Raw genomic sequence first — 15,192 nt, 5'->3', positions numbered from 1 at the left:
TCCCTCTCCCTGTGGGAGAGAGCCGGGGTGAGGGCACCCGGCCGCACGATATAAACCTTAAATCACACCCTGCCCAATCATCGCATCCGCCACCTTCACGAACCCGGCGATATTCGCCCCGCGCACGTAGTTGGTTTGCGATGCCTCGCCGCCGTACTCGACGCAGGCATGGTGAATATCCAGCATGATGTGGTGTAAACGGGCATCCACTTTCTCCGCCTTCCAGCCGAGCCGCGCCGCGTTTTGCGCCATCTCCAGGCCGGAGGTCGCCACGCCGCCCGCGTTCGCCGCCTTGCCTGGCGCAAACAGCACGCCCGCCTCCAGGAACAGATCCGTCGCCTCGATAGTGGTCGGCATATTCGCCCCTTCCGCTACCGCCTTCACGCCGTTGCTAATTAGCGTGCGCGCGGCGTCCGCGTCCAGTTCGTTTTGCGTGGCGCACGGCAGGGCGATATCCACCGGCACGCCCCACGGCTGTTTGCCTTCCAGATACGTCAGGCCAAACTCCGCGGCATAATCGACAAGTCGGCCATCGCGGCTGGCTTTGATTTCGCACAGGCGCGCCAGCTTCTCCGCCGTAAAGCCCGCTTCGTCCACTACCGTGCCTTTAGAGTCGGAGGCAGTCACCACGCGGGCACCAAACTGCATCGCTTTTTCGATAGCGTACTGCGCCACGTTACCGGAGCCGGAGACCGCCACGCGCATCCCCTCGAAACCTAAGCCGTGACGCTTGAGCATTGCCTCGGTGAAGTAAACCAGGCCGTAGCCGGTCGCCTCCGGGCGGATCAGGCTGCCGCCAAACGATAACCCTTTGCCGGTAAAGACGCAGGCGCTGTTGTTGGAGAGTTTTTTCATCATCCCGGCCATAAAGCCCACTTCGCGGGCCCCCACGCCGATATCCCCCGCCGGTACGTCGGTGTCCGGGCCGAGGTGGCGGTAGAGCTCGGTCATTAGCGCCTGACAGAAACGCATCACTTCGCCTTCGCTTTTGCCTTTCGGGTCGAAATCGCTCCCGCCTTTACCGCCGCCCATTGGCAGGGTGGTGAGCGCGTTTTTAAACGTCTGTTCAAAGCCAAGGAATTTCAGAATCGACAGGTTCACGGAAGGGTGGAAGCGCATGCCGCCCTTAAACGGACCGATGGCGGAGTTAAATTGCACGCGCCAGGCGCGGTTGACCTGTACCTGGTTGCGGTCATCCACCCAGGTCACGCGGAACTGGATCACACGCTCTGGTTCAACCAGACGTTCCAGCAGCGACAGTTGACGATAGCGCGGGTTTTCTTCAAGGAACGGCCAGAGGGTAGTCATTACTTCACGAACGGCCTGAGCAAATTCGCTTTGATGCGGGTCGCGCTGCTGAACATAGGCAAGGAAACTTTCCAGAGAGCGTGTCTGATCCATAGATATAAGAACCTCTTATAGTCATTAATGTATGTTGCTTATGCGATTTGTGTTGTTTTTTTGACTATACCACCCGTACCGCTTTGTGAAGCAAGCAGAAATGTGGGCCGAAAGGGAAATTAATGACCCGGGCCGCGTCATAACAAAAAGCGATGGCGCGCTAAATTAAAGATTCTGCCCGATTTACCGTTATAGTCATTATCAGGACACAACAGGAAGAGAAGTCTATGAACCGTTACGTGATGGCCGCGTTATCATTGATGTTGACCGCAGGCGCGCAGGCTGACCGCATTCGCCCGGATGTAGAAGTGAACGTGCCGCCGGAGGTGTTTAGCTCCAGCGGCCAGCGCGCGCAGCCGTGTAACCAGTGCTGCATCTACCAGGATCAAAACTATTCTGAAGGGGCCGTCGTGAAGGCGGATGGCGTGCTGCTGCAGTGCCAGCGCGATGAACGTACCATCAGCACGAATCCGCTGGTCTGGCGTCGCGTAAAAGAATAAACGCCTCCAGCAGCGGAATATCCGCCGGAGCTAACTGATAACTGAAAGCCTCTTCCGGCGTACACCACGCCAGCGCGCTGTGGTAGTGCGCCGTTAACTCTCCGCTGAAGCGGGGTACGTGCCAGGCGTGCAGGTTGATTAACCGCTGTGATACCTCGCGCTGATGGCTCGCCACGTACTGCTCAGGCTGAGCCTCGATACCCAGCTCTTCACGCAGCTCGCGGATAAGCGCCTCAGGCTGGGTTTCTCCGGCCTCCACTTTGCCGCCAGCGAACTCCCACATTCCCGGCTGGTCGGCGTGAGCAGGGCGCTGCGCCAGTAAAATTTTGTCGTCTTTTTCGATGATGGCCGCAACGACATCGACTGTTTTTAGCATGGTCGTCAATAATTGATAGCGAAAAACGCCATATTATCGTGCCCTTTCAAAGAGTCCAGCCATCAGGAGAATCAGGTGAAAGAGACGTCCACCTGGGTAGAGCCCATCCCAACCCTTCCGGCGAGCGTAAAACCCATTGCCGCCATGCAGCAAAAACACTTCGGCGCCGTGCTGAACCCCACGCGCTGGTGGGGACGCATGCCGCGTCTGTTCTGGCTGGTCGCTTTGTTTGTGGGGTTTCTGGAGCGCAGAAAAGCGCGCCTGACGCCAGTGCTGCGCTCGCTGCTCATGACGCGCGTATCGCAGCTGTGCCACTGTGCGTTCTGCATTGACGCCAACAGCCTGCGCCTGGCCGAGCGCTGCGGCGCGCTGGATAAAGTCCAGGCCGTAAGCGGCTGGGCTGATTCTGACGTGTTCAGTGAACAGGAACGCGCGGCGCTGGCCTATGCGGAGGCGGTGACCGCCACGCCGCCCCGGGCGGATGAGGCCATCAGAGCGGCGCTGAAGCACCACTTTACGGATGACGCCATCACCGAAATGACGGCGCTCATTGCTTTTCAGAACCTCTCGGCCCGCTTTAACGCCGCGCTGGATATTCCGGCGCAGGGGCTTTGCGCCACCTTTAACGAGACGCCCGATGCTTGATCGCCACCTCCATCCACGAATCAAACCCGTCCTGAATCGTCTGGTCTCCGTGCTGGACCGACCGGGAATAACGCCCGACGGATTAACGCTTGCCGGGTTTGCCATCGGCCTGCTGGCGTTGCCGTTTCTGGCCCTCGGCTGGTATCCGGCGGCGCTGGCCGCCATCGTCCTGAACCGCCTGCTTGATGGTCTGGACGGCGCGCTGGCGCGTCGGAGAGGGCTGACGGATGCGGGAGGGTTTCTCGATATCGCCCTCGATTTTCTGTTCTATGCGCTGGTGCCGTTTGGCTTTGCGCTGGCTGCACCCGCAGAGAATGCGCTGGCGGCGGCCTGGCTGTTGTTTGCGTTTATCGGCACCGGCAGCAGTTTTCTCGCCTTTGCCGCGCTGGCGGCGAAGCACGAGATCGACAACCCCGGCTATGCGCATAAGTCGTTTTACTATATCGGCGGGTTAACGGAAGGGACGGAGACCATCGCGCTGTTCGTGCTGTGCTGCCTGTTTCCGGCACAGTTTACGCTGTTCGCGTGGATATTCGGCGCGCTGTGCTGGCTGACCACCACAACGCGCATCTGGAGCGGCTACGTGACGCTGAAGTCACTCACCCGTTAGAGAGCAGTCTCTGGTCCGCGCTCTCCGGCGGTGACCGGGTTCTGCGGGTGACTGCTCCATTCGTACCAGCCGCCGTCATAGACGGCGACGTGCTTCCAGCCCATCGCCCGGGCGTACATAAAGGTTTCGGACGCCCGCCAGCCGGTGCCGCAGTAAAACGCGACCTGCTGTTCCGGCAGAATATTCCAGCGCTTCCACTGGGCGGTGATGTCGTCAGCGCTGCGCATGGTGCCATCCGGGTTATGGAAATCCTCCATGTGGGTGGCATCGCTGCCCGCATGGCCCCAGCGGGCGCCGGCAATTTCACCTTTTGGCTTGATGTAGCTGTAGCCGCTGGTTTCGCCGATAAACTCCGGCCACGAACGAATGCTGACCAGGGAGGCATCCTGACGGTGCAGCATGCCGCGCGCCTGTTCCATATCCACCATCAGCTGCGGCTGGCCGGGGATCGGCGCGCCAAAATCAGGGGCAGGAGCCACTTTGCCGGGCGTACCGCGCTCAACCGGCAGACCGGCATCTGACCACGCCTTCCAGCCGCCATCGAGAAGGCGCACATCCTTCACGCCCGCGTAGAGCATGATCTGCGCCACGCGCGCGGCGGCGTAAACGTCGCGCCCGTACAGAATGACGGTGGTATCGTGACGGATCCCGTGCTTTGCCAGCATTGCTTTCAGCCTGTCGTCGGAGACTTTGTTCCACAGCGGCTCGCTTTCCACCTCGTTGGTGTCAATGTAGCCCGCGCCGGGAATGTGGTTAAGCAGGTAAAACTTCGGTGCGCCCCAGGCCGCCTCTATGACTTTCCATTCGCCCGCCGGCGCGGCGGTCACCGGTTTGCCCTGCTGAAGCCGGTGGATCCACTGCGGGTAAACCAGCTGTTCAAAGTGGGGCAGGCGCTGAAGGCGGTCGGGCGTCTGCAGAGCATCGCTGAGCAGCGAAACGTGGCGGTAACCAGCTTTCTCCAGACGGGCTTTCACCGCCTGGTTATCGTTCTCGTCGCCATACAGCGCGATGGACGTCGCAGGGGTAAGCTGATGCTGTTTTGCCCAAAGTGCAATCTGCTCGTCGCTCATGGCGCTAAGCCAGGCGGCTGCCAGGTTGAGCGCTGCGGGTTCGTGCCCGGAAGGACCGCTGAGGGTCTGCGGCCAGCCGTTATAGAAGGCGCTGGGGCGGGTGTCGATTGCCGCGCCGTGCTGCGCCTGAAGCTGAGACAGCGTCATCGCGTTGGCCATATCAGCAGCCTGAGAGGAAAAAGAGGCGAGGCCGCAGATCAGGGCCAGCGCGGTCAGTTGAGAAACACGTTTCATCGAATAACCTGACGTCAATAAAAGAGGGGGGCATTGTCGTCTCTCCCGAAACGGAAAACATTGCGTTAGCACATTATTGCCAGCGAGAAATCTCCATCACCTCGCCGCCGGGCGGAATATCGTCCTCGTCATGGGTGACCAGCACCACCGGAATATTGCGCGCGCGGACGGCGTCAAATACCCATGCCCGGAACGTCGTGCGTAACGCTTTATCAAGGCGGCTGAACGGTTCGTCCAGCAGCAGCGCCTGCGGCTCTGCGAGCAGGGCGCGCAGCAGGCTCACCCGGGCGCGCTCTCCGCCGGAAAGGGTGGCCGGATCGCTGTCGTAATGACCGCCAAGCCCGGCGGAATCCAGCGCCTGCTCGACCGCTTCCCGCCGTGCGCGTCCCGCGATCCGCTCAGGCAAGGCCAGCAGCAAATTTTGCCCAACGCTGAAAGGGTCGAACAGCAGCGCGTCCTGAAAAAGAATCCCCAGACCGCGGGATTCGACGGGCAAACCGTCGCAGCGGCGTTCGCCGATCCACAGCTCGCCCCGCGCCTGAAAATCCTCTGACAGCGCGCCGACCATCCAGGCAAAGAGGGTCGATTTGCCGCTGCCGGACGGCCCCATCAGGGTGACAATCTCCCCGCGGGGTACGCAAAAATTGACCTCGCGGAAAAGCGGTTCGATGGTGAGATCGTTGACCTTGAGCATTAGCGTAATCCTTGACGGTAGCGGCCCGCGAGCCGGGATAACAGCGCAGCAAGACCGAATACGACGCCCGTGACCAGCAGTAATCCCAGGGCACGGTTAGCGAGAACCGGGATGCTGCCTCCGCTGCTGAGCGCGACGGTCTCGGTGGTCAGCGTGGCGAAACGTCCCGCGCCCAGCCACAGGGTCGGCATATATTGGGCCATGCTGACGGAAAAGCCGGTGGCAAAGGCCAGCAGCGCAGGACGCACCAGCAGGGGACATTTCAGCCGGCAGAAAATTTTTGCCCGCCGCCAGCCGAGCGTTCTGGCGGTAAGGATAAGCCGGGGATCGATCCGCCGCCAGGCGGGCTGCAGCACCAGCAGCATCCACGGCAGCACCCACAGCAGATGGCTCCAGAGGACGGCGATAAAGCCTCCGTCGAGACCCAGATGCAAAGCAATCGCGTATTGCCCGGTGACGAGCGGCAGTGCCGGAAGGGCGAGCGGTAGCCACACCCACGCCGCGCCGCGCTGCGGCCCCCATTCCAGCCAGAGAAAAATGACGATCAGGGCGATAAGGCTCGAAAGCAGACCGAAGGAGAGGCTGGTTCCCACGGGACCGACGTCGTCCCGCTGCGCCAGCATCAACAGCACGGCGGCGCAAAGGAGGCCGCATGCGGGCAAAAAGCCGCTGAATGCGCGTTCAGGCAGGACGAGATGCAACCTGCGGCGCGTCCCGCTCAGGTCCGGAATCGCGCGACGCCAGACCTTCCACAGGCCGTACCCCAGCGCGGCAAGCGCGGCCAGCAAAAGAAGGAGCACCAGGCACAGCAGCGTCCCTTTCACCTGCTGCTGCGCGTCGCCCTGGCTCAGCCACTGCCAGGCCAGCACGGCCAGCGTGGGCGGGTTGCCGGGCCCGAGAACGATCGCTACGTCCACAACCGACAGCGACCACGCCAGCACCGCCAACATCACCGCCCCGAGGACGGGCGCGATCGCCGGAAGGATCAGCCAGCTGAGCGTCTGAAAACGCCCGTAGCCAAAGGTTTGCAGGACGATCTTCTGCTGCGCGAGCCCTTTTTCCGGCAGCACGGCGTAAATGGCCCACAGCAAGAATGCGCTCTCTTTGACCGCGAGCGTCAGGCCCAGCCCTACGCCGTAGCGGTCAAACGGCGGCGAACAGACGGTACAAACCTGATAAAACAGTCCGCCCTCGGCAAACAGCAGTAGCGCGCTGGTGGCGAAGGCCACGTGGGGGATCGCCAGCAGCCACGGCAGGCGCGTGCTGAGGCGCCGCCAGCGGGTGCCGGGCCAGAAAAGAGCCACGAGGGAAAGGGCGATAAACAAGGCCCCCAGCGTAGCGATAAGCGTTGAGACCAGCGTGGCAACGGCTGCCTGCGGCAGTTGAGGATCGTTTAGCAGCCGCTGCCAGTTTGTCACGGAAAAGGCCGGCGCGAACAGCACGGTGCCAGCGGGCAGGATCGGCAGATAAATCACCGTCATCGCCAGCCAGACAAGCCAGCCTAACGGGTGCCGTAACGACGCAGCCATTCCTGCTCCAGCGCGTTCACCCACGCGGACTGCGGCTCCGGGAGCACCTTCGGTAGCCCCTGAGGCGTGTGGGCCTGCAGCTGTTTCGCTTCACGTTCGGGCAGCGTTTTCGCATCCAGCACGCTCGGATCCCCCCAAATGGCCGGGTCGGCCTTGCGGATCTGCGCCTGCGGCGACAGCAGGAAATTGGCGACCACTTTCGCCCCCGCGCTCGCGCTGGCATTAGCCGGAATAGCGACAAAATGCACGTTGCCGAGCATCTCGCCCTGAAAACCAAAGCTGTAGCTGTCGGCAGGCAGTTCGCCGCTAGCCACTTTTTGCTGCGCATGCGCCGGGTTAAAGGTCAGCGACAGGTTCAGACTTCCGCTGGCGAGCAGGGCATCCATCCGGGCGGGTGAGGGAGGGAAGTCTTTTCCTTCACGCCACAGCAGCGGGTGCAGTTTATCGAGGTAGCCCCAGAGCGGCGCCGTAACCTGGGCAAACGTATCATCAGGCGCTTTTTGTAACGCCTCGGGATGCGCCGCAAGCGTCAGCAGCAGCTGCTCAAGAAAGGCCGTGCCGGTAAAATCGGGTGGGCGAGGATAGCTCACCTTGCCCGGGTGCTGCTGCGCGTACGCCAGCAGCGCCTGCGGATCCTTCGGCGGCATTGGCATGCTGGCTTTGCGGGCGATAAAAGTCAGCTGCGCGCCGCCCCACGGCGATTCCGCCCCGTCGGTTGGAACCGCAAAATCTTCCGTAACGGGTTTACGGGTATCGACATAGCGCCAGTTGGGCAGACTCTGCGCCCACCCGGTTTGCAGCAGGTTCGCCTCTTTTAGCGTGCGGAAGTTCTCGCCGTTCACCCACAGGAGGTCGACCGAGCCGTTGGTCTTACGCCCTGCGGCGGCTTCCGTCTGAATACGTTTGACCGCATCGGCGGCATCCGCCAGCGGGACGATTTTTAGGGTGATGGCATAGTGCGTTTGCATCTCACCGCTGACCCACTCAAGGTAGCGGTTAACCGCCGGATCGCCGCCCCAGGCGTTAAACCAGACGGTCTGGCCTTTGGCCTGCTGTTGAATAGCTTGCCAGCCGTCGGCGGCATAGAGGGGGGCTGCCAGCAGCAGACCGGTCAGAAACGTGCAAAAACGCACACGGCGCATAATGCCTCACTTTTTATCAGCAGGGAGATAGCGGGAAAACAGCCGGCGTGTAACCAGCGGTAATAACCCCAGTAGTGTAAAGGCGAATATCACGCCCGGCGACAAAATATCGCGCAGCGATGCCACTTTTCCCAGCTCCCGCCCGGCGTTCAGAAAGATAACCGTCGCGGGCAGCATGGCGAGCTGGCTGACCCACCAGTAGCGCCGGACCGTGATGCGGGTCAGCCCCATCAGTAAATTCACCAGGAAAAACGGGAACAGCGGCATCAGGCGCAGGGCAAAAAGATAGCCCGCGCCGTCGCGCGCCATGCCCGCATTTACCGTTGCCATCTGTCGGGCAAACCGCCGCTGCACCCAGTCGCGCAGCAGGTAACGGCTGGCGAGCATCGCCAGCGTGGCCCCGAGCGTGGAGGCAAACGAAACCAGCACGGTGCCTTCCCACAGCGTAAATAACGCCCCGCCCAGCAGGGTCAGAACCGCCGCGCCGGGTATCGAGAGAGCGGAAACCGCCACGTAAAGCGCAAAGAAGATCAGCGCGCTACGCAGCGGCGCGTGGTCGACATGGGAGAGTAGCGTCTGCTGGTGGGTTTTAATTCCTGCCAGAGAAAGCGTGTCAGGCGGCAGAATGACAAGTGTCATAAGAAATGCGCCCAGAAGGGCGCACAGGAAGAGTGTTTTTCGTATGTTCACGCGCGATTACAGCTTGAATTTAGCCCATACCGGCGCGTGGTCCGACGGTTTTTCCATGCTGCGGATGTCGTAGTCGATCCCGGTTTCAATGCAGCGCTCCGCCAGCGGCGTACTCGCCAGCAGCAGATCGATACGCAGGCCGCGGTTGTCGTCAAAGCCCTTCGAGCGGTAGTCAAACCACGAGAAGCGGTCCTGCGTTTCCGGGTTGGCATTGCGGAAGGTATCCACCAGGCCCCAGCCCAGCAGGCGCTCCATCCACTCACGCTCTTCCGGCAGGAAGGAGCATTTGCCGGTGCGCAGCCAGCGCTTGCGGTTCTCTTCGCCGATGCCGATATCCAGATCCGTCGGGCTGATGTTCATGTCGCCCATGATCAGCACCGGATTCTCTTTTTTCAGTTCGGTCGTCAGATAGTTCTGCAGATCCTGATAAAACTTCGCTTTGGCCGGGAATTTTGTCTCGTGATCGCGGCTCTCACCCTGCGGGAAATAGCCGTTAATGACCGTAATATTCCCGAGCGCGGAGGGCACTTCCGCCATGATGATGCGGCGCTGGGCTTCTTCACCGTCGCCGGGGAAGCCGCGGCGCACGGAAACCGGCGTGTCTTTAGTGAGCAGCGCGACGCCATAGTGACCTTTCTGACCGTGGTAAAAGACGTTGTAGCCGAGTTTCGCCACCTCTTCGAGGGGGAACATGTCGTCGTGAACCTTGGTCTCCTGCAGGCCGATCACATCTGGCTGATGTTGCTCAACAATGGCTTCTAGCTGATGAGGGCGGGCGCGCAGGCCGTTGATATTAAAAGAGACAAATTTCATAGTCGCTGCCAGTGCAAGGTGAATAGTGCATGGATGGTAGCAGAATTTGCGTCAACTGTTACCGGGTTCGACCAATAACTGCGACAGATATTGCCGGTGGTGCAATATTTGCACCATTCTGACGCGCTTCGCCCTCAAACAGGGCGTAAAGGGCCGATAAATTTCGCGAGCGATCACAATTCCAGAATTATATTTGGCCTGTGCATACTCTTTCTGATTTTCATGCGGCAAAGCGCCGCTTGTCGTAAAAATATTCACTTTTTATGCACTAATAGTGAATAACTCCATATTGTAACCTATTGATATTCTGTTGCCTCACCCCGTTTATGCATTTTTATCGCTGGCTGGCACGAAGGCTGCAATCTACATTCACAGTGCAAACACTCAATTATTTAACATTCAAATAACTTTTTATTTACCGGATGAGGTCGCTATGTCTCTGTCAATTACGCGTGAAAATTTCGATGAATGGATGATGCCGGTTTACGCTCCGGCGGCTTTTATTCCGGTTCGCGGGGAAGGCTCACGCCTGTGGGATCAGCAGGGTAAAGAGTATATCGACTTTGCCGGGGGGATTGCGGTGAATGCGCTGGGTCATGCCCATCCGGCGCTGCGTCAGGCGCTGAATGACCAGGCGGCGAAGTTCTGGCATACCGGCAACGGCTTTACCAACGAACCCGCGCTGCGCCTGGCGAAAAAGCTGATTGACGCGACCTTCGCCGAAAAAGTCTTTTTCTGTAACTCCGGCGCGGAGGCCAACGAAGCGGCGCTGAAGCTGGCGCGCAAATATGCCCACGACAAGTTTGGGACGCACAAGAGCGGGATTGTGGCGTTTAAAAATGCCTTCCACGGGCGCACGCTCTTTACCGTGAGCGCGGGCGGCCAGCCTTCGTATTCGCAGGATTTCGCTCCGTTGCCGCCGGATATTCGCCACGGCATTTATAACGATCTTCAGTCCGCCAGCGAGCTGATTAACGACACCACCTGCGCGGTGATTGTCGAACCGATGCAGGGCGAGGGCGGCGTGCTTCCGGCGCAAAAGGCTTTCCTGCAGGGGCTGCGCGAGCTGTGCGATCGTCATGACGCGGTCCTGATTTTCGACGAAGTGCAGACCGGCGTGGGCCGCACCGGCGAGCTGTATGCCTATATGCACTACGGCGTGACGCCGGACGTTCTCTCTACCGCCAAAGCGCTGGGCGGCGGCTTCCCGATTGGCGCGACGCTGACCACCGATAAATTCGCCAGCGTGATGACCGTGGGCACCCACGGCACCACCTACGGCGGCAACCCGCTGGCGACCGCCGTCGCCGGACAGGTTCTCGACATCATTAACACCCCTGAGGTGCTGAAGGGCGTTAAGCAGCGTCACGACTGGTTCGTTGAGCGCCTGAACGCCATTAACGGTAAGCTTGGCCTGTTTAAAGAAATTCGCGGCCTGGGGCTGTTGATCGGCTGCGAGCTCACGGCTGAGTTTGTCGGAAAAGCGAAGCTTATTTCACAGGAAGCGGCAAAAGCGGGCGTAATGGTGCTGATTGCCGGTGCCAACGTGGTGCGTTTTGCCCCTGCGCTGATCGTCAGCGAGGAAGAGGTACAAACCGGTCTGGATCGTTTTGCGCTGGCGTGTGAGAAGGTGAAATCCGGGGTGTCATCATGATGGTCATCCGTCCCGTTGAGCGCGGCGATATTGCCGGGCTCATGCAGCTTGCCGGTAAGACGGGAGGTGGGCTGACCTCGCTTCCTGCCGATGAAAAAACGCTGTCGGCGCGCATTGAGCGCGCCCTGCAAACCTGGCAGGGGACGTTGCCAAAAAGCGAACAGGGTTACGTGTTCGTGCTGGAAGACACCGAAACGGGGAGCGTGGCCGGGATCTGCGCCATCGAAGTGGCCGTCGGGCTTAACGACCCGTGGTACAACTACCGCGTCGGCACCATGGTTCACGCCTCGAAAGAACTGAACGTCTATAACGCGCTGCCCACGCTGTTTCTCTGTAATGACCACACGGGCGCCAGCGAGCTCTGTACGCTGTTCCTCGACCCGGCGTGGCGCAAAGAGGGCAACGGCTATCTGCTCTCCAAATCGCGCTTTATGTTTATGGCCGCTTTCCGCGATCGCTTTAACGAAAAAGTGGTGGCAGAGATGCGCGGCGTGATCGACGACAAAGGCTACTCGCCCTTCTGGGAGAGCCTGGGCGAGCGCTTCTTCTCGATGGAGTTCAGCCGGGCGGACTATCTCTGCGGCACCGGCCAGAAAGCGTTTATCGCGGAGCTGATGCCTAAACATCCTATCTATACCCATTTCTTAACGCCGGAAGCGCAGGCGGTAATTGGCGAAGTGCATCCGCAAACCGCGCCTGCCCGCGCGGTGCTGGAGAAAGAGGGCTTCCGCTACCGTAACTATGTCGACATCTTTGACGGCGGGCCAACGCTTGAGTGCGATATCGACCGCGTGCGCGCCATCCGTAAAAGCCGCCTGGTTGAGGTATCCGAAGGCCAGCCCGCGCCGGGTGACTGGCCGGCATGCCTGGTGGCGAACGAAAATTACGCCAACTTCCGCGCCATGCTGGTGCGGACCAACCCGAAATGTGAACGTCTGGTGCTGACAGCTGCAGAGCTGGATGCCCTGAAATGTAACGCCGGCGATAAGGTTCGCCTGGTGCGTCTCTGCCCTGAGGAGAAAACAGCATGACATTATGGATTAACGGTGACTGGGTAACGGGCGAAGGCGAACAGCGCGTAAAAACCAATCCAGTTGGAAAAGAGGTGCTGTGGAAGGGAAATGACGCCAGCGTCGCGCAGGTCGAGCAGGCCTGCCGTTCCGCACGACACGCGTTTCCCGCGTGGGCAAAACGACCATTCGCCGAGCGCCAGGCGCTTATTGAAAAATTTGCCGGACTGCTGGAGGCCAACAAGGCCGAGCTGACGCGCATCATCGCGTCCGAAACCAGCAAACCGCGCTGGGAAGCGGCGACCGAAGTGACGGCGATGATCAATAAAATCGCTATTTCGGTTAAGGCGTACCACACCCGCACCGGCGAGCAGCATACTGAGATGCCGGACGGCGCGGCCACGCTGCGCCACCGTCCGCACGGCGTGCTGGCGGTGTTTGGCCCGTATAACTTCCCGGGGCATCTGCCGAATGGTCACATTGTGCCCGCGCTGCTGGCGGGCAATACCGTCATCTTCAAACCGAGCGAGCTTACGCCGTTAACCGGCGAGGCGGTGGTGAAGCTGTGGGAGCAGGCCGGGCTGCCGCCGGGCGTGCTGAACCTCGTGCAGGGCGGGAGGGAAACCGGTCAGGCGCTGAGCGCGCTGAGCGATATCGATGGCCTGCTGTTTACCGGCAGCGCCGGAACGGGCTATCAGCTGCACCGCCAGCTGGCGGGGCAGCCGGAGAAAATTCTGGCGCTGGAGATGGGCGGCAACAACCCGCTGATTGTCGAAGATCCTGACGATATCGACGCTGCGGTACACCTGACGATCCAGTCCGCCTTTATTACCGCCGGACAGCGCTGCACCTGCGCCCGTCGCCTGCTGGTCAAGCGCGGCGCGCAGGGGGATGCCTTCCTGAAGCGTCTGGTAGAGGTGAGCGCGCGGCTGGTGCCTGCCGCGTGGGATGCCGATCCGCAGCCGTTTATCGGCGGGCTGATCTCCGAACAGGCCGCGCTGAACGTGCTCAACGCCTGGCAGGACCACGTTGCACGCGGGGCGAAAACCCTGCTGGAGCCGAAGCAGGTTCAGCCGGGTACCTCGCTGCTGACGCCGGGCATCGTTGAGATGAGCGGTGCGAGCAGCGTGCCGGATGAAGAGGTGTTTGGCCCGCTGCTATGCGTCTGGCGTTACGACGATTTTGATGCGGCCATTGCGATGGCGAATAACACCCGCTACGGCCTGTCGAGCGGGCTGATATCGCCGCATCGCGAGAAGTTTGAACAACTGCTGCTGGAAGCGCGTGCCGGGATCGTGAACTGGAATAAACCGCTAACCGGGGCGGCGAGCACCGCGCCGTTCGGCGGCGTGGGCGCCTCGGGCAACCATCGCGCCAGCGCCTGGTATGCCGCCGATTACTGCGCGTGGCCGATGGCGAGTCTGGAAACTCCGGCTCTGACGCTGCCGGCGACGCTTAATCCGGGGCTCGATTTTACGAAGGGAGAAGGCCATGAAAGCGCGTGAAGTCAACTTTGACGGGCTGGTGGGGCTGACGCACCACTATGCCGGTCTCTCCTTTGGTAATGAAGCCTCGACGAAGCACCGCTTTCAGGTCTCCAACCCGAAGCTGGCGGCGAAGCAGGGGCTGCTAAAAATGAAGGCGCTGGCGGATGCCGGCTTCCCGCAGGCGGTGATCCCGCCGCAGGAACGCCCTAACGTGGCGGTGCTGCGCCAGCTAGGATTTAGCGGTACGGACGAGCAGGTCGTCGAAAAAGCGGGTACGCAGACGCCGCATTTGCTCTCTGCGGCAAGCTCTGCCTCTTCAATGTGGGTGGCAAACGCGGCCACCGTCGCGCCGTCAGCCGATACGCTGGATGGTAAAGTCCATCTGACGGTGGCGAACCTGAATAATAAGTTTCATCGCGCCACCGAAGCGGACACCACCGAGCGCGTGCTGCGCGCTATTTTCAAGCATGACGCCCATTTTGAGATCCATCAGGCCCTGCCGCAGGTGGCGATGTTTGGCGACGAAGGCGCGGCCAACCATAACCGGCTGGGTGGCGATTACGGCGATCCCGCCGTGCAGCTGTTTATCTACGGGCGGGAAGAGGGCGGCCACGCTGCGCCAACCCGTTATCCAGCGCGTCAGACGCTCGCGGCCAGCCAGGCGGTTGCGCGCCTGAACCAGGTCAATCCTTCCCAGGTGATTTTTGCCCAGCAGAACCCGCACGTGATCGACCAGGGCGTGTTCCATAACGACGTGATTGCCGTGTCCAACCGCCAGGTGCTGTTCTGCCATGAGCAGGCCTTTGCCCATCAGGATAAGCTGCTCGCCACGCTGCACGAACGCGTGCCCGGCTTTATGCCGATCCAGGTGCCAACGCAGGCGGTCAGCGTGCAGGACGCGGTCGAAACCTATCTGTTCAACAGCCAGCTGCTGAGCCGCGATGACGGCAGCATGATGCTGGTGCTGCCGCAGGAGTCCCGGGATCATCGGGGTGTGTGGCGCTACCTCACCGAACTGGTGAAGGCCGATAACCCGATTGACGAGCTGCGCGTGTTTGACCTGCGCGAAAGCATGGCTAACGGCGGTGGTCCCGCCTGTCTGCGCCTGCGGGTCGTGTTAACGCCAAATGAAATACAGGCCGTTAACCCGGCAGTCATGATGAATGAGACGCTCTTTAACGCCCTGAACGACTGGGTGGACCGCTACTATCGCGACCGGTTGACGCAGGCCGATCTGGTTGACCCGCAGCTGCTGCGCGAAGGGCGCGAGGCGCTGGACGCATTATCGTCAATCCTGCAGCTGGGCTCGGTTTACCCGTTCCAGCGCTAAAGGAGTG

Annotated in this window: 15 protein-coding genes; 7 read left to right on the top strand and 8 right to left on the bottom strand. The window is 60.8% G+C overall.

Features of this window, described 5'->3' with window-relative positions; genetic code table 11:
- Positions 1-57: 57 nt before the first annotated feature.
- The gene (gene gdhA / locus ACTJI7_RS02970; protein ID WP_048959453.1) at positions 58-1,401 is read right to left on the bottom strand and encodes an NADP-specific glutamate dehydrogenase; all 1,344 of its coding nucleotides are present in this window, start codon (positions 1,399-1,401) and stop codon (positions 58-60) included.
- Positions 1,402-1,628: 227 nt separating this feature from the next.
- On the opposite strand from gdhA, the gene ACTJI7_RS02965 reads away from it, so the two are divergent.
- Positions 1,629-1,901, top strand: a complete 273-nt coding sequence (locus tag ACTJI7_RS02965; protein WP_028012780.1) for a YnjH family protein — start codon at positions 1,629-1,631, stop codon at positions 1,899-1,901.
- On the opposite strand, the gene ACTJI7_RS02960 is transcribed toward ACTJI7_RS02965, so the two are convergent.
- Positions 1,861-2,277: a pyrimidine (deoxy)nucleoside triphosphate diphosphatase gene (locus ACTJI7_RS02960; RefSeq protein WP_248037862.1), complete on the bottom strand. Its 417-nt coding sequence runs from the start codon at positions 2,275-2,277 to the stop codon at positions 1,861-1,863. The two genes, ACTJI7_RS02965 and ACTJI7_RS02960, sit on opposite strands and share 41 nt — an antisense overlap.
- A gap of 75 nt (positions 2,278-2,352) precedes the next feature.
- On the opposite strand from ACTJI7_RS02960, the gene ACTJI7_RS02955 reads away from it, so the two are divergent.
- Both ACTJI7_RS02955 and ACTJI7_RS02950 read left to right on the top strand, forming a co-directional pair.
- Entirely contained in the window at positions 2,353-2,922 is a 570-nt protein-coding gene (locus tag ACTJI7_RS02955) for a carboxymuconolactone decarboxylase family protein (protein WP_182034244.1), read from the top strand.
- On the top strand, positions 2,915-3,532 hold the full coding sequence (locus ACTJI7_RS02950; protein WP_236300248.1) for a CDP-alcohol phosphatidyltransferase family protein: 618 nt from the start codon (positions 2,915-2,917) through the stop codon (positions 3,530-3,532). Before ACTJI7_RS02955 ends, ACTJI7_RS02950 begins: the two co-directional genes overlap by 8 nt.
- Here ACTJI7_RS02950 and ACTJI7_RS02945 read toward each other — a convergent pair.
- The 6 genes from ACTJI7_RS02945 to xthA form a co-directional block, all read right to left on the bottom strand.
- The gene (locus ACTJI7_RS02945; protein WP_236300246.1) at positions 3,529-4,836 is read right to left on the bottom strand and encodes a sulfurtransferase; all 1,308 of its coding nucleotides are present in this window, start codon (positions 4,834-4,836) and stop codon (positions 3,529-3,531) included. The two genes, ACTJI7_RS02950 and ACTJI7_RS02945, sit on opposite strands and share 4 nt — an antisense overlap.
- 73 nt (positions 4,837-4,909) lie before the next feature.
- On the bottom strand, positions 4,910-5,530 hold the full coding sequence (locus ACTJI7_RS02940) for an ATP-binding cassette domain-containing protein (RefSeq protein WP_063153849.1): 621 nt from the start codon (positions 5,528-5,530) through the stop codon (positions 4,910-4,912).
- On the bottom strand, positions 5,530-7,059 hold the full coding sequence (locus ACTJI7_RS02935) for a thiamine ABC transporter permease (protein WP_440669660.1): 1,530 nt from the start codon (positions 7,057-7,059) through the stop codon (positions 5,530-5,532). Before ACTJI7_RS02935 ends, ACTJI7_RS02940 begins: the two co-directional genes overlap by 1 nt.
- Positions 7,032-8,192, bottom strand: coding sequence for an ABC transporter substrate-binding protein (locus ACTJI7_RS02930; RefSeq protein ID WP_440670035.1), 1,161 nt, complete (start codon positions 8,190-8,192; stop codon positions 7,032-7,034). The genes ACTJI7_RS02935 and ACTJI7_RS02930 overlap by 28 nt, the downstream gene beginning before the upstream one ends.
- Before the next feature lie 15 nt (positions 8,193-8,207).
- The gene (locus ACTJI7_RS02925; RefSeq protein ID WP_440669658.1) at positions 8,208-8,891 is read right to left on the bottom strand and encodes a TVP38/TMEM64 family protein; all 684 of its coding nucleotides are present in this window, start codon (positions 8,889-8,891) and stop codon (positions 8,208-8,210) included.
- Positions 8,892-8,897: 6 nt separating this feature from the next.
- Positions 8,898-9,704, bottom strand: a complete 807-nt coding sequence (xthA, locus tag ACTJI7_RS02920) for an exodeoxyribonuclease III (protein ID WP_032644863.1) — start codon at positions 9,702-9,704, stop codon at positions 8,898-8,900.
- Between the two features lie 433 nt (positions 9,705-10,137).
- Between xthA and astC the strand changes: the two genes are divergently transcribed.
- The 4 genes from astC to astB are packed head-to-tail and all read left to right on the top strand — an operon-like array spanning position 10,138 to position 15,185.
- Positions 10,138-11,358 (top strand): succinylornithine/acetylornithine transaminase, encoded by a 1,221-nt coding sequence (astC, locus tag ACTJI7_RS02915; protein WP_440669656.1) that lies wholly within the window; start codon positions 10,138-10,140, stop codon positions 11,356-11,358.
- Positions 11,355-12,389 carry an arginine N-succinyltransferase gene (gene astA / locus ACTJI7_RS02910; protein WP_126817517.1) on the top strand — a complete coding sequence of 345 codons (1,035 nt, stop codon included), beginning with the start codon at positions 11,355-11,357 and terminating at the stop codon, positions 12,387-12,389. Before astC ends, astA begins: the two co-directional genes overlap by 4 nt.
- The gene (gene astD / locus ACTJI7_RS02905) at positions 12,386-13,873 is read left to right on the top strand and encodes a succinylglutamate-semialdehyde dehydrogenase (RefSeq protein WP_192985977.1); all 1,488 of its coding nucleotides are present in this window, start codon (positions 12,386-12,388) and stop codon (positions 13,871-13,873) included. The genes astA and astD overlap by 4 nt, the downstream gene beginning before the upstream one ends.
- On the top strand, positions 13,860-15,185 hold the full coding sequence (gene astB / locus ACTJI7_RS02900; protein WP_047368346.1) for an N-succinylarginine dihydrolase: 1,326 nt from the start codon (positions 13,860-13,862) through the stop codon (positions 15,183-15,185). Before astD ends, astB begins: the two co-directional genes overlap by 14 nt.
- Positions 15,186-15,192 lie beyond the last annotated feature (7 nt).

Origin of the sequence: Enterobacter sp. 22499 (assembly GCF_052044815.1) — a bacterium.
Taxonomy (GTDB): Bacteria; Pseudomonadota; Gammaproteobacteria; order Enterobacterales; family Enterobacteriaceae; genus Enterobacter; species Enterobacter bugandensis.
Note: the sequence above shows the minus strand (reverse complement) of the source record. Positions and strands in the feature narration are given on the sequence as shown.

Bases quoted from the DNA above. Each gene is read 5' to 3' on its own strand.
- gdhA (WP_048959453.1), bottom strand. From the start codon at position 1,401: ATGGATCAGACACGCTCTCTGGAAAGTTTCCTTGCCTATGTTCAGCAG.
- ACTJI7_RS02965 (WP_028012780.1), top strand. From the start codon at position 1,629: ATGAACCGTTACGTGATGGCCGCGTTATCATTGATGTTGACCGCAGGC.
- ACTJI7_RS02960 (WP_248037862.1), bottom strand. From the start codon at position 2,277: ATGCTAAAAACAGTCGATGTCGTTGCGGCCATCATCGAAAAAGACGAC.
- ACTJI7_RS02950 (WP_236300248.1), top strand. From the start codon at position 2,915: ATGCTTGATCGCCACCTCCATCCACGAATCAAACCCGTCCTGAATCGT.
- ACTJI7_RS02945 (WP_236300246.1), bottom strand. From the start codon at position 4,836: ATGAAACGTGTTTCTCAACTGACCGCGCTGGCCCTGATCTGCGGCCTC.
- ACTJI7_RS02940 (WP_063153849.1), bottom strand. From the start codon at position 5,530: ATGCTCAAGGTCAACGATCTCACCATCGAACCGCTTTTCCGCGAGGTC.
- ACTJI7_RS02935 (WP_440669660.1), bottom strand. From the start codon at position 7,059: ATGGCTGCGTCGTTACGGCACCCGTTAGGCTGGCTTGTCTGGCTGGCG.
- xthA (WP_032644863.1), bottom strand. From the start codon at position 9,704: ATGAAATTTGTCTCTTTTAATATCAACGGCCTGCGCGCCCGCCCTCAT.
- astC (WP_440669656.1), top strand. From the start codon at position 10,138: ATGTCTCTGTCAATTACGCGTGAAAATTTCGATGAATGGATGATGCCG.
- astA (WP_126817517.1), top strand. From the start codon at position 11,355: ATGATGGTCATCCGTCCCGTTGAGCGCGGCGATATTGCCGGGCTCATG.
- astD (WP_192985977.1), top strand. From the start codon at position 12,386: ATGACATTATGGATTAACGGTGACTGGGTAACGGGCGAAGGCGAACAG.
- astB (WP_047368346.1), top strand. From the start codon at position 13,860: ATGAAAGCGCGTGAAGTCAACTTTGACGGGCTGGTGGGGCTGACGCAC.